Here is a 15357-nt window from a genome sequence, read left to right as displayed (position 1 = left end):
TTTTATAACTATCGTCAGCTATATCTAAGAGTACCAAACACCCAATATGAATCATATATTTTCAATATTCACATAACGAAAAAGCCTATTCTAAGCCTAATTCAGAGCGAATCTGCTGCTCGTTTTTCATTGAAGCATGAATTTCTCGAGATTCTTCATTTTCCTCGCTCACGTAATAAAGCGTAGCGTCAATAGAATCAAGATTCACTCCAGTAACGGCTGAAAGCATTAAACGATACCAATCAAGCTGAACCAATTTTCTTTGAATTTCCAATGGCTCAACAGGTTTTTTGCCAGTTTTCCAATCCACTATCGTGAAACGCTTAGATGAATCTTTAGAGTCTAATCCTCCAATAAAAACAGCATCTAAAACGCCATTTAAAACACGCTTATCTTCACTACTAGAATCATTTGATCCGTTCGAATTATTTCCGTTCGCATTATTAGCCCCAATTGCAAACGAAATAGGCAATTCTGCAGCTAATGAAACTCGCTTAGACCATCTAGATTGCACTAATCTGCGCTTCCATAAAAGCAATAAATCTTCAGTGCTTTTACTTGCGATTGAAACACTATTATCGATTGAAACGCCATCATTTCTCGAAGCATCACCCAAAGAATTAGCCAAATTTTGCTGAGCAGAAGTAAGATTACCTCTTTGAGCTAAAGAACTTACTTCTAATTTAGACGAAATCCCTGAAAGTGCAGCAAGTTGACGATCAATTCTTGAATCATTTAATTCAAAAACATCATCAATTGAAAAATCATTCGATAAAACATTACTTTCAATCAAATTACCAGCATTAACAAAATCTTCAGCCCAAGCGTGAAATTGCGTGCCTAAATCTGAACTTAAAGTTGCAACAGAAGGTATAGGGCGTATCCAAGCCATTAAAGCTTTACGCATACTCCTATTGTTAATTTTAGAAACTTTACTATCTTCTACAGTATCTTTATAAGTATCGTGAAGCTTAGCACTACGTTGCATAGTAGTTATACTTGTTGTACCAGAATTAGCATAACTAGCGTAATTACGCGCTTTTTGAGCTGCGTCTTTCATAATATCTTCGCTAGATTTATAAGCTTTAGGCATTAAATCTGAATCGTTAACAAATATCCGCGCGCGCGAAGTCAAAGAGTCATCAACATCGCTATCGGCATTTTTAGAGTTAAGCGAATCAGATGAATTTGTATCCACATTCGTATCTTCATTTGCATCTTCATTCGCATCTTCACTTTGAGCACAAATATCGCCATTTTTCATAAAGCGAACAGATTCTTTCAAAGTGTTTTCTAAATCCTCACTCAAAGTAATAGGCCAAGGAAGTACAACATTTCCCAGAGAAGAAGGCTGATTCGTCTTTTCTTCTAAAGCTTGTGCCAATTCATGCGCATACTCGCCTAACGCGACTCCAAAAGTAACATTTTTATTACTTTCTTCAGACGAGCTTTCTTTATCCGAGCTTTCTTTATCAGATTTATTTTCAACAGAACTATCTTTAGAAAGACTATCTCCAGCCGAGCTTTCTCCAGCAGCTTTATTTTGAACAGAGCTTTCTCCAGCAGCTTTCATATAAACGCAATCAGCATTCATCTCACAAAGCGATTTCAATGCTTCTTTCATGAAAATAGACATTTTCATATCACGTTTTACGTCATCTGTAGCCATTTTAGCTGTGCGAGCGCAACTTAACATCGTAGCGAATTGAGCACGAGTCATAGCAACATAAAGCAAATGCCTTTCTTCCATATGCAATTGATTTCCGCGCTCTTCAGATTGAGTAAAAGCATTATTATTTTTCAAATTAAGACTATTAGAATATATTTCTTTAGTTTGCTCAGACAAAAATTGATCAGGATCAACTTCACTAGGCATAGTATCGCTTTCATACACGGATTCAGCGAAATCGCGCAAGGAATTATAACGATCCCTTTTCATCTCGTCATAAATTTTTTCTACGCAATCGTAAGACTTTAAAGCCTCTTTTGGATGCATGCTTTCTTGCAAACTAGCATCATGCGGGAAATGAGGTAAATTATGCGAATCAACTCTTAAAGGAATTGGAACACAAGATGCGTATTCGATTGGGACATTAGCAGTAATAGAAATTTCAGATTTATTCTTTACGCAATCATCTGAAGAGCTAGAATCAGACGAATCCCCAGAATCCCCAGAATCGCTAGAATCCGCCAAATCACTTTTACCACTGAGCTTATCTATATAATCACTGTCGTCGTCGGAATCTACAGAAAAACGAAGACTATCCCCCTGACTACTAGGGAATCTCGTTGCATTCAATCCAACAACCGCAACAGCTGGCCATTGCAAGCCTTTAGACTGATGAACTGTCATCATAATTACTTGAGCATCTTCTTCTTCCGAAGAATCAACAGAATCAAAGTCTTCAGTTGCATCAATCCAAGACATAAGACCTTTAAGAGAAGGACTCTGCCACTCACTCATTTCTTGAATATAAGTAGAAACAACTGAATTTAAGGAATCTAAAGCTCCATGCATAGCTTTTAATATTTTTTGACGATCAAGCGAATTATCATTAACGCATGCAGCAACGCCTGAATCAATATCTACATTTAAAGCCTCAACAGCAGCTCGCATAACGTCATTTAAAGAATCATTACACCTGCAACTAACGGTTTTTAATATTTCACTAACTCTTCTTACAGCTTCATAACCGTGTTTGCTTAATCTATTTTTTAATTCACGAGTATTCTCATCTAAATCAGACATAAGTATATCTGCTAAAAATACGCCGTTATCAACGTTTACAGCAGATGTAGATGAGCTTGTTTGCGAAGCAGAACCACTATTCACACCATTTCTTTGGCTTGTAACAGCTCTCATCATTTCTAATCCGCTAAGACCAGATGGTAACAGTCCTGCTTGCACATAAATATCATATTGATATTTTGCATTCGCTTCGTCAGCAATTGATGCAATAGTTTTTAAATCTTCTGCAGATAGAGCAAACCTTGCAGTAGCAAGTAATCTCATAAGATCTGACGAACGACTGTGATCATTAACAATATTTAATAACGCGAGCACATCTTTTACAGCTGGATCATTTTTTACAGAAGAACATCCAACAACGCTAACTTTTAGACCAGCTTCTCGTAAAGCATCTGCGTATAAAGGCATAGATAATTTGCTTCTAAATAATATTGCAACTCTAGGCTTTAAAGGATTGCGATTTTCATCCCCCGGCAAAGGCGTAAGATCAGGATTAGAAAACAGCTTAGCAAAACGAACTACTGCTTCGATTTCCTGATATTTAGTAGGCATTACTACAGCTGCAACTGTTCCAGAAGTAGCATTATCCATAGCTTTCAAAACTTCTACATCAACTTCACAATCTTCAACGCTACTTCTATTTTTAAACATAGATTCGCGCATCGGTTTTGTTAAATCATTAGCGAGATTGAGAATAAGACGAGCATTTCTTCTAGTAGTAGTAAGAGAACATTCGCTTAAATCGACATCTTTAGCACTATTGAAAGAATTCTTAAAAGATACAAAAGCCCCAGAACTTGCTCCTCGGAATCCATAAATAGCTTGGAAAGGATCACCGACAGCAGTAATGTAAGTATTTGTTTTACGCGCATTAGGATCACGCTTTATTTCGGAATCATCATAATCAGGATCATCATAATTAAACAGTTTATTTATAAGCATTGCTTGCGTAGTAGAAGTATCTTGATACTCATCTAACAAAACTTGCTTATACTGCTCTCTATATTGAATCGCAATTGAAGGAAACTTAGTCACTAATCTATAAGCAGCAATCGTAAAATCACTAAATTGCGCCATATTAGCTTTACGCTTAGCCTTGTCAAAGGCCAAAACCAAATCAAGCAAAATATTGCGCTTTTTAGCAGCCGTAACAAGATTCATAGACTCTTCAACGCAAGCATTATCCCAATACTGCTCAAAATTTTCACAATACCTTTTAAAAATCTTATTTTTCTCATCAACTGACTTATTTTTAGCTTTACTATACTTACGAATTGCAGGAGCAGAATCTTTATGTTCACCCAACGTTTTATTAGCAACAATTCCGTCCATAAATTCCAGAAAATCTTTATTCCAGCGTCGAATTTTACTAACAGCTTGAGGAACACTATCGCAAACATTATTCTCAGCATCGACGCCAATCATAGAGCAAGCTATATCTGAATAAAGACTTAGAACATCCTTGCATAAAGTCTTAAAACCATATAACGAAATAACACAATCATCAGAATACAAATTCCATGTGCCACTATGCTCGTCTATATAATCGCCGACAACTGATTTAACTAATTCGTACGCTCCAGCATCGCTTAAAGGCATAGCATTCTGACTGAATCCGATTAGAACACCATATTTGCGCACAATCGATTGGAAGAATGCATCATAAGTCATAACTTCAGGCTTCAAAAATATATTTGAAGACGATTTACTTACAGCAGCAGAAACGCGAGATAACAATTCGGCAGCAGCTTTATTCGTGAAAGTAAGACCGAGAATTGACTCCGGCGCAACACCTTGATTTATAAGCTCTATCACGCGCTGAGTCATAGTGAAAGTCTTACCGCTTCCAGCTCCAGCAACAACAAGAATGTGATTGTTCGCGGAAGATTTTATAACTTTTGCTTGTTCATCGCTAAAAACAATTTTTTGACTATTATTACCCGGCTGAAGCTGTGAGCCTTGCGATACCTGCGATACCTGCGAGCCTTGCAATCCCTGTGATACCTGCAAGCCTTGCAATCCCTGCAATCCCTGCAATTCATTATCTGATAATTGTGAACTCATTATATTTCCGCCTACTTAATATCACTTATCACTATTCGAAGAATTACGTACAATATTTAATTTCTGCGCTTCTTTAGCAGCAGTCCTAATCTCATATACAGCGTCGCTTTTACCAGCGCACGCAGGGCAAGTAGTGCCACATCTACAACGAAACACATGCTCATTCGTAGGTTCATGCTCAAATTTTTCAGCAAGCATTGCACTGGCAGCAAAAAATACGCGCGAAATCATCATAAGCGACCACTGAGCTTGAGGAGAAAGATTAATAAAATCACTCCAATAAGATTCATCTACGTCGCTTGGCCTAGAATTTTCATCAAGTACCGGCAAACCATAAAGACGATTCACATCACTAAAACCAGTACGTTTATTTATTTCTTCTGTATTTAATTTATCTCCCATAAACAACGCTGGTTGAGACATGTTTTCAGCCATATTGCGGCTTTCTGCAGGATAATTTTTATTCACTACATGGAATAGCATACTTTCAGAAATCCTGCGATTGTGCGCCAAACGCAACACATTTAACATGCTTGATTCAAGTGATTTATCAATACCTTCAGCATCCAAATTGGCTAAATTAGCTGAATTAACTGAATCGTCTGAATCACTTAAGTCATATGAATCATCTGAATTCTTTTCAACATCGCTAGGACGATTATTGAAGCACAAGAACTTTTGCACATCATTTTCATCGAAATATTCTTGCAAAACAGCTTTTGCAAACTCGCAATTTCTACTAAAGAAACGCAAAGCAAGCTGGTAACAAACTAATTGCAAATCAGAAAAAACTTCTTTTTCAGAAGGAACAATCCCAGTTTTATAATCTATTAATCGTATTGTTTCACTAGATATTTGAGATTTAATATCTTCAAATGAAGTACGTTTCTTAGAATTTTCAAGATCAGAATTTTCACGCCCAGAATCATTTGCAAGCTGAGAATCACTTGCAAGCTCAGAATCAGAAGCACTAGCGATACTATCCGCATCGCTTCTAACTTCCATACGATCCATTCGGCCTGAAATGCGAATAAGCATATTCTCATTGTTTTCTACAGGCCATCCACCTACAAGATATCCCATAATAGAACGAAGATTAGCGATTTTTTTAGACTCTTCAGAAGCCACATATGAGAACGATTTTCCATCCGAATCAATTTTCTTTTTAGGATTAAAATCGACTCCTAAAGTCTTGTAGTAAATACGAGCTATATCTTCAAACCCAAAAGTAGCACGCAATTGACATTCACTATAAGAACGCTTTAAAACGCCAAAATAAGGAGAATCAGAATGACTTTTAGACTTATACGCATCTTTAGAATTATCGTATCCAATAACTCTGCCTAATTCATCTTTCAGAATACTTCTTGAACTATAAACGCCTTTAGCAGATTCCACAAAATAATTCGCAATATCGTAAATAGCGCTATCAACTTTTCTTTGATTAACTAAAGCCATATAACGATTACGCACATTTTCATCTACTGAAGAATTACTAGCAAGTTCAATATAATGCTCGCGCATAGAATCAGCTATATGTTTAACAGCTTTCAGATAATCTTCCTCACTTATCTCGCCATTTCTAGCAATAATCTGAGGATAATTTTCTTCTAAATAACTCGTATCAAGGCCTTTATCTTTACACGCCCAGCAAGCAGTATTGTGTATTAAAGTACCAAAATTCGTACTCGTATTTGATTTCTGCGGACCGCTAAATTCGTTTTCTAATAGCGCACACACAGGGCAATTCCATAAAGCATCAACTTTAGAAGGCGAAAGACGAATAATATTAGACGATTTACTTTCGGCAGATTCTTTGCTTTCGGCAGAATCCTTATCGCTAGAATCTTTGCTTTCGGCAGAATCTTTGCTTCCTTCAGAATCCGCACTCTTATCTAAATCCGCACTCTTATCTACGAAATCCCAAGTTTCAAAATCTGCAGCATGAATATCGTGCTCACTTAATAACTTCAAAGCACAAACAGCGTCCGCGATTTTCTTCTTATCATTATTTTTAATCGCATTCATTAATTTCGCGCGCGCAAAGCATACCAAAGCTCTAGCATCTGTATCAATAGCAGCCAGCTCATGATCTATAGGTGTATAAATAGCAGAACCATCTTCTTCTCTTAAAAATTGAGCAGGCATATATCTAAACAGAAAATCAGACGGAACTAAATCATCACTTCTAACAGCACTGATGTATAACTGTTTAATCGCTCGAGTACAAGCCACAAAGAAACTACGTTGTTCATTAGTATAAACAGCCATTTTATCGTTAACAGACATGCCCAAACTATTTTTCCTAGATAAAGGCTGATTAAGCATACCAACAATACGCTTATTAAGAGTCATATCTACTAAAGATTCAGATCCAAACATTGTGTTACGCAAATCAACATTTGGCCAAATCCTCTGCTGCACTGCTGGAATCCACACTAAAGGCCAACGATTCCCAGCAGCTCCTGCAGGAGTAGCAAGTGTCACAGCATCCGGCAAAGGAGCAACTCTAGCAAGAGAATCAGCCTCAATTTCCATTCCTCGCACTTGTTCAATAAAAAGATTGATAGCACCTGTAAAATCGCCCGTCATAGGTCTATACGAAACAGCAGAAGACTTTTTTTGTTCAGACATATTAAAAGTTTTTACATACGCAAATAATCTCATAGCAATATCTAATCGCTCATTAGCAATTCGGCCAGAATCATTGTGATGCAAAGACATAATCTGCCATTTTTCTGCTACATTACAGATATTCCAAGCTTCACCAAGCACATACTTAGGCTCTGACATTTCAGAATTATTCTTAATGCTTTCAGCCAACTTATTTATCATGCGGCAAGCGCGAACAAGCGCAATAACATTCTTGCTCGAAGGACACATATCGTGCAATAAACTCAATAACGAAAGCGAAGTAATTTCACGATAAGCGCGCTTATTTATGCAATATTTGTTATTTGTTTTGTTATCTGCTTCAAGCTCTGTTTCGTCATTCGCTTCAAGATTTGCATTCTTATTCTTAGTCGTGTTTAAGCTTTCGCAAAGCTCACATAAAAGTAACCAATAGCACGCATCTAAATTACAATTAGAATATTTAGAATCATCTTTTAGATTATTCCCCATAGGATTTTCTTCAATAAGACTGTTATCAATCGTGTAATTTTCAAAATTCGAAGTATTTATATCGCTTTTTTCTTGCGTCTTAGCGAAAGAATGCATTTTATCGCAAAGCTTTTGCCATTGATCGACTATTACGCGCAAAGGAGAAGAATCATACTCACTATTATCCCCATGATTCACGTTTACAACTGCTTGAAGAGAAGAAATAGAACGCATTAAAATCTCAACACTATTAATATTCATAGGTGTTTCACGAATATAATTAGACGCAGAAATTTCTACTCTGTCAAAATCTGAATTCGAATACTTTGAATACTTTGAATTCGAACTATCTAAACTATTCGAACTATCTAAACTATTAGAATTCCCCAAACTATCTGAATTCGAATACAAATCGCGATTATCGCTTTGCACAAGAGGACTATTCATAATAGATACAAAACGAGAACGCACATAAGAAGCTACTTCTCGCATAGTAAGAGTGCCAACAGAGATATCATGCGAAATATCGTCTAAACCTCGAAGGCTTAATTGCGCTAATTCAATCATTGCAAAAAGGCTTTGTACAAAAGGCTCATCGCGAAGAGTTTTCTTAACAGACGAATACCTAACAGGCACGCCATCTCTAGATAATTTTTCACCAAAAGCTCTAACCGTTGCATTATCGTGAGCAATAATCGCAATATCACTCCACTTACAATTAGAATCCAAATGAGCGCGCTTTATTTGCCAAATAATAGTATCTAATTCTTCTCTAGCAGAACGATACACAGCTCCATAAGCATTAGCGGTGCCTTCACTTTCGCGCGCATAACTTTCATGCGCATAACTTTCATGCGCTGTATACTTCCACAAACGCTTAGATAAAGGCATATCAGTCGATATAAGAGAAGCTATAGAATTATCAATATTTCGCGATAATTCCTTAAGAGATATTGGATTATTGCGAATTTGATTAGAAACAAAAGTCGAATTATCTAAATCTGAAGAGTCACAATCAGCAGAATCATAAGCGTCAGACGAATCGCAATCGCAAACATCTTCAATAGAAACAGCAGCAGCGCGCATAAAACCATGACGTGCAGCTTCAATCACATAATCCGGATAAGCACCTCTAAATGATTGCACTGATTCATCTGGATTAGCAGTTAAAACTATGCGAACACCAACTTCAGATAGAGAATTCAGAAAATCTAAGCCGCCTAAAGTAACATCCTGAAAATCGTCAACAACAAGCATAACTGGAATATTCGCTAAACCATCTTGCAAATCTGCCAATTCTTTAACAGCTTTAGACGCAGCAATCATCAAACCAGAAGAATCATAACGAGCCGAATTATTATAATCTTTGCGAAGTCTATCTTGATATTCCTTACGCAAACGAAAAGCTAAACTCCACTGCGTGCGCAATCTTTCTATATAATCCGCACTATATAAATTCGCATAATCTTTAGTTAATTCTTCTAAAACACGAGATTCATCGTCACTAGAAACTATTGATAACTCATCCAAGCGAGCAATCATATCTCGTAATTCATGCACAAAAGCAGAGTTAATTAAAGACTGATCCTGATTATTTTCATTATCTAAACGAGTATTTGAAGCATTATTAGAATCTTTATTAAAATTCTTAGAAAAATCTTTAGAATCTCTAGAATCTTCATCTTTAGCATCTCTAACATCTCTAGCATCTTTAGAAAGACTGTCTGAATTTACAACAACGCAATTCCACTGATAGTTATTAAAATATTGCGCAAAAAGTTTGCAAGTTTCGCAACTTCCATTATCTCCCCTAACAACTTCCAACATATGCGTATGAATCACACTGCGCAATAAAGAATCCTGCTCAGCTCCATTAAGTAAACGCGGCTTTTGCGTATGCTTCAAATTAGATAAAGCAGAAAGAATGCGAAAAGCTAAAGCAGATAAAGTTCCAACAGGCCTGGATTGCAAAGACGCACCCAATTTATTAATTATTTCATTTGAATAGCGAGCTGCAGAATTACGATTTTGCACAACAACAGTTACAGGGCCATAAGCACGATTTTGAGAAAAATCTTTATAATATGACATGCCATCAAGAGCAGCTTTAATAGCAAATCGCGTTTTACCCGTATTTGGAGCGCCAAAAACAAGAAGCGTATTAGTCGGTTTTTCGTAAGTCTGCACTGAAGAATTATCCGGAGTAGATGAATCTGAAAAGCTATGCGAGCGCAAAGTACCATCAAATAATGCTTGCAAGTAATTCATATACCACTCCTTTGTTTAAGACTATTGATTATTATACGATTCACTACACTTAAGTACTCTTCGCTACTCTAAAGTACTCTTAAGTACCCTTAAGTACTCTTAACTACTCGTAACTACTCTAAAGCGCCAAAAATAGCCAAAAACTAATAAATCACTAAACAAACTACCCTAAACTACCCTAAACTACCCTTAACAACCCTTAACAACCCTTAACAACCCTTAACAACCCTTAATAACCCTTAACTACCCTTAACATCACAATTCAAAACTCAAAATATTTAGCTTAATAAAGCTTAATTGCATACTTCATACAAAAAACACAATCCTTTTTTGAAGAATCATATACTGCGCAAAAAGATTTTTTATAGTTAAATCATTACTGTTGGTGATTTAAACTCGCTTAACAAACACAAATCATGCTCGAACTAATGCGAAAATAAGAGATACGGAAAGAATATGTCTGAAAATTTACAAAACGTTGAGGAAAATACTTCAAACACTTCAAACACAAAACAAAACACGCAAACTCTTACAACCCACGACTACACTGTTCGCACAGTCATACGCATAATCGCTATTGTCGCTTCAATTTACGGAATGGCAGCCTCATGGGAAGGCTTGCCATCACTTTCATACTTCACAAATCTTTCTAACCTTATGATTTGCGTAGCTCTTGCAGGCTCACTAATTTGGGATACGCTAAACGTAATCAATCGAAACAAAGAAAATTCTAATTGGATTGATACAAAAACTAACGCTTGGTATATTTTCAAATTCATGATGACAATTTCTATTGCCGTCACATTCACACTCTACTTATGCTTCCTCGCTCCAACGAACAAACTAGGATTCATCGGAGCATACATGAATAACGGCGCAAGCAGCCTTTGCGTTCATTTCATAACGCCACTTTTAGCTATAGCTGACTTCGTTCTTTACGATTACTTGTTTAAATCAAAGCGTTCACACATACTTTTCGCAACGGTTCCACCATTGGCGTACGTGGCATTTTCAGTATTATTAAGCGAATTCGCAAACGTAAGATGGGGAGAACATGCTATGAAAGCTCCTTATAATTTCTTAAATTATGGAGCTAAAGCAGGATGGTTTGGATTTGCACCAGATACTTTTAACGCAACAACTCTTGGCGTGGGAGTCGCGTACTTACTCGTTATTTTCACGCTTATCTTTATTGGTGTAGGACAATTATTCCTAACACTTAAAGATATTCGCGCGCGCAAAATGAAGTAACGCGTATAGCGAGAAAAGTTACGAACAAAATAGCGTTATATATATGCCATACGTAGCTTAATAAAATAAAATCCAAATAACGTCATAACGCGCATATATAGTCAAATATGGGTTCGGGGTGCGCAAAAGCGCTGAGATTATACCCGTTGAACCTGATCTAGTTAGTACTAGCGAAGGGAAAATCATGACTACTATGTCGTGCCATCAAAATAGTGAATTCTCAAACAATGCTCGTCGCAAGCAATTCGTTCAAGACGTGCGCGAATGTATTGAAACTTTGCGAGCAAAGAATCCTCTAACACACTGTGTAACAAATAATGTTGTTCAAGAAATAACAGCAAATGTTCTTCTTGCAGCAGGAGCATCTCCAGCAATGGTTATAGACGCCAACGAAGCTGAAGTATTTGCTCAAATCGCTTCTGGAGTATTAATAAATCTTGGAACATACAGACCAGTAGACAAAGAATCTATGGATGCTGCAATACGCGGAGCTGTAAAAGCGCATACACCGTGGGTTCTTGACCCTGTTGCAGTTGGCGGATTACCACCTCGCACCGAATACGCGCGAGAAATTGTTAAAAATCAACCTGCTGTAATCCGTGCAAACGCTTCAGAAATCTTAGGTTTAGCTGGAGAAGAAAGCGGAGGCAAAGGCGTAGACGCTGGAGACTCGGTTGATTCGGCAGTTGCAGCAGCTAAGAAGCTAGTTAAACTTTATGGATCCGTAGTAGCTATTTCTGGCGAAAAAGACGCTATTTATGGCCACGGATGCTCAGCTCGCGTTTCAGGCGGAAACGAGATAATGACAAAAGTAGTCGGCACTGGCTGCTCTCTTGGTGCATTAGTAGCAGCATACGTTGGAGCAAATCGAAATAAGCCTTTTGCTGCAACAGTTGCCGCACACGTACATGCTGCCGCAGCAGGAACCTGGGCAGCACAACGTTCAACTTCCCCAGGATCATTTAGAACATTATGGATGGATGCGCTTATGGATTTAAGCGCAGACGAAATGATACAACTAACAAATATTGAATTCGAACTCGACCCCGTTGACTGGTCTTTATATTTCATAACAGACCCAAAGATGAGCGATAGAGCTGAAGAAGATATTGCAGTTGATTGCGTTAAAGGCGGTGCGAGCGTAGTCCAATTGCGCGACAAATATGCAGATAGCGAAACTTTTAATAATAAAGCTCAAAGTTTACGTGAAAAAATGCTTGCTAACGGTTGCGGAGACGTACCTATTTTCGTTAATGATCGTTTAGAATGCGCTAAAAACTTAGGATTCAACTTACATGTTGGACAAACAGATACTCCTTATATTGAAGCGCGTAAATCTATTCCTGCAGAATGGATGGTTGGACTTTCTATCGAAAACTTAGACCAGTTAAATTACGTTTATGAAGAATGCGCTAAAGAAAATGTAGCACTGCCTGATGTTATTGGAATAGGTCCAATTTGGCCTACTGCCACTAAACCAGACGCTGCTCCTGCTTTAGGCATTGAAGGTCTAGAAAAGATTGCTAAACAAGCTAAAGAATTCGGCATTAGCGCGCTCGGAATCGGCGGCGTTAACGAAAACACTGTATTCCCTATTAAGAATACTTCCGTAAATGGCTTATGCGTGGTATCTGCTCTTATGCTCGCAGAAAACCCTTGCGAAGAAGCACATAAATTACGCGATACTATCACGAAAGAATAAAATTAATGAATAATGAATCTGTCCAGACAAACAATCAGTCAACTCAAACTCAATCGGTTAGTCAAGTGTACGAAGCGAATCTAAGGCCATCTTCCCTACCTTCTTTAGAAGAGCCAATTATTCCACGAGTGCTAAGCATTGCAGGCACTGATCCAACAGGCGGAGCCGGAATTCAAGCTGATTTGAAATCAATCATGGCATCTCACGGATACGCAATGTGCATAACAACGAATTTAGTTGCTCAAAATACTTGCGGCGTGCGCGAAGTTTACACTCCTCCAACTGAGTTTTTGCAAGCGCAACTTGAAGCAGTATTTGACGACGTAACTATTGACGCTGTTAAAATCGGCATGCTTGGAGACGAATCATATATTAAACTAGTTAAAAACTGGCTTAAAAATCATCCAGTTCCTGTTATCGTGTTAGATCCTGTTATGGTAGCAACTTCAGGAGATAGATTGCTTGAAAAATCTGCAGAAGACGCAATGCGCGAATTTGCAGCTTGTGCGGATGTTATTACTCCAAATGTACCTGAACTCGCAGTATTATGCGATAAACAGCCTGCATCTAATTTCGAAGAAGCTTATGCACAAGCAAGCGAATGGGCTGCAAAAAACAATACGATTGTTATTGTTAAAGGCGGTCATTTAACAGACAAAGACGCCGGAAATACTGTTGTATTCCCAGATGGGCACAAAACACACGTTCCTTGCCCAAGAGTTGACACAACAACAACACATGGAACCGGATGCTCACTATCGTCTTCGCTCGCAACCCGAATAGGATTAGCCTTACGCGAAGGAAAAAATCTACAAGATTACAATACTGTAGCTAACGCTTTAGCATGGTCATCAAGATGGCTGAACGAGGCTATTTCACGCGGTAAAGATTTGCATGTTGGAAAAGGACACGGTCCAGTAAATCATGCAGCTCGTAATTATCGTTTGGAATTAGATTCTTCGGCAACGCCTTGGGAACATATGAAAGCGCACGATTTAGACGGATTGACTCCGCAAAGCGTAATCGTAAAAGCCCACAGCAAGCCGAGAAAGCCAACTGTAGAGCCTTGCGGTCCTTGGACTCAAGCCTTATGGGATGCTACTGCAGATGTTGATAACAACATTATGAACATGCCATTCATTAAGGCTTTGGGTGATGGAACGCTTGATCCTGACTTATTCGCTTTCTACATAAATCAAGATTCTGAATACTTGAAGCGTTATTCTCGCGCGTTGGCTGCTGTTGGAGCTAAAACGCCAGATAACGAAGCTAGAGTTCATTGGGTTTCTGGCTCAGCAGTATGCATAGAAGCAGAATCGCAATTGCATAGAAATTGGCTTGGAAGCAGACATATAAGCATGGATTCGGCTTGCTCGCCAGTGACATTAGCTTACGTAAATCACTTACTTGCTTCTACTATGATTGACGACTACGTGATCGGCGCTGCATCAGTATTACCATGCTATTGGCTGTATGAAGAAGTAGGACAGGCCTTAGTTAAGAACAATACTCCTGAAAATCCTTATCATGATTGGATTGCAATGTATTCTTCTCATGATTTTGAATCAGGCGTGAGGATGGCAGTCGAATGCGTTGAGCGCGCTTTTGAGGAAGCTGGCCCGAAGGCTCGCGTTCTTGCCGCTCAAGCGTATATGACTTCATGCATTTACGAGTATAACTTCTTCAATCAGGCTCATCGCGCGTTGAGGTAGATTTTGCTGACACCCATCTGCTTGGTTTTGTGTACTTAGGAGGTGCGTAAGTCCACAAAAGTAAGAGTGGGTTCTTGGTTTTGTGGACTTATCAGTGCTCTAAGTAAACAAAGTCGGGGAAGTATTCTTGGTTTTGTTTACTTATCAGTGCTCTAAGTAAACAAAGTCGGGGAAGTATTCTTGGTTTTGTTTACTTAGGTAGCGTGTTGGTAAACAAAAGCAAGAAGGGTTGCTTGGTTTTGTTTACTTATCAGTGTGATATGTACCCCTTTTTCTGGACTGCTAGTCAAAGGAGTAACGCATGTCAAAATGTAAATATAGTTACGAGTTTAAAAAGAAGTGTGTTGAACTATATCGTCAAAATCTGGAATTACCAACACCTGACGCTGTTAGTAGGAATAATTTTCGTCATACTGTCGCGTATTGGACGCGTTTAGTAGAAGCTAACGGGTTTGAAGTGCTTAAACCACGTTTTAAAAAACATAGGTATTGGGATCCCGTGCAAGAGC

At 38.2% G+C, this 15357-nt stretch carries 5 protein-coding genes, 1 pseudogene and 1 riboswitch; of the genes and pseudogenes, 4 read left to right on the top strand and 2 right to left on the bottom strand.

The window, feature by feature from the left end:
• Positions 1-85 precede the first annotated feature (85 nt).
• Both BFS05_RS04700 and BFS05_RS04695 read right to left on the bottom strand, forming a co-directional pair.
• Positions 86-4813 carry an ATP-dependent DNA helicase gene (locus BFS05_RS04700; RefSeq protein ID WP_103084842.1) on the bottom strand — a complete coding sequence of 1576 codons (4728 nt, stop codon included), beginning with the start codon at positions 4811-4813 and terminating at the stop codon, positions 86-88.
• Between the two features lie 21 nt (positions 4814-4834).
• The gene (locus BFS05_RS04695) at positions 4835-10183 is read right to left on the bottom strand and encodes a 3'-5' exonuclease (RefSeq protein ID WP_103084841.1); all 5349 of its coding nucleotides are present in this window, start codon (positions 10181-10183) and stop codon (positions 4835-4837) included.
• Between the two features lie 456 nt (positions 10184-10639).
• Between BFS05_RS04695 and BFS05_RS04690 the strand changes: the two genes are divergently transcribed.
• The 4 genes and pseudogenes from BFS05_RS04690 to BFS05_RS04675 all read left to right on the top strand — a co-directional run.
• Complete coding sequence (locus tag BFS05_RS04690) at positions 10640-11434, top strand: hypothetical protein (RefSeq protein WP_258004257.1); 795 nt, start codon at positions 10640-10642, stop codon at positions 11432-11434.
• Between the two features lie 104 nt (positions 11435-11538).
• Positions 11539-11630: riboswitch (TPP riboswitch) on the top strand.
• The gene (thiM, locus tag BFS05_RS04685; RefSeq protein ID WP_103084840.1) at positions 11619-13136 is read left to right on the top strand and encodes a hydroxyethylthiazole kinase; all 1518 of its coding nucleotides are present in this window, start codon (positions 11619-11621) and stop codon (positions 13134-13136) included. (Overlaps the previous riboswitch by 12 nt.)
• Before the next feature lie 5 nt (positions 13137-13141).
• Positions 13142-14848, top strand: a complete 1707-nt coding sequence (locus BFS05_RS04680) for a bifunctional hydroxymethylpyrimidine kinase/phosphomethylpyrimidine kinase (RefSeq protein ID WP_103084839.1) — start codon at positions 13142-13144, stop codon at positions 14846-14848.
• 301 nt (positions 14849-15149) lie between these two features.
• A pseudogene (locus tag BFS05_RS04675) lies at positions 15150-15357 on the top strand (helix-turn-helix domain-containing protein); the annotation flags it as partial.

The sequence above is a fragment of the Gardnerella coleohominis genome (genome assembly GCF_002896555.1).
Classification (GTDB): Bacteria; Actinomycetota; Actinomycetes; order Actinomycetales; family Bifidobacteriaceae; genus Bifidobacterium; species Bifidobacterium vaginale_F.
This window is presented reverse-complemented; position numbering and strand designations above follow the sequence as displayed.

Excerpts from the sequence above, each read along its gene's own strand:
- BFS05_RS04680 (WP_103084839.1), top strand. The coding sequence starts at position 13,142 with ATGAATAATGAATCTGTCCAGACAAACAATCAGTCAACTCAAACTCAA.
- BFS05_RS04700 (WP_103084842.1), bottom strand. The coding sequence starts at position 4,813 with ATGAGTTCACAATTATCAGATAATGAATTGCAGGGATTGCAGGGATTG.
- thiM (WP_103084840.1), top strand. The coding sequence starts at position 11,619 with ATGACTACTATGTCGTGCCATCAAAATAGTGAATTCTCAAACAATGCT.
- BFS05_RS04690 (WP_258004257.1), top strand. The coding sequence starts at position 10,640 with ATGTCTGAAAATTTACAAAACGTTGAGGAAAATACTTCAAACACTTCA.
- BFS05_RS04695 (WP_103084841.1), bottom strand. The coding sequence starts at position 10,183 with ATGAATTACTTGCAAGCATTATTTGATGGTACTTTGCGCTCGCATAGC.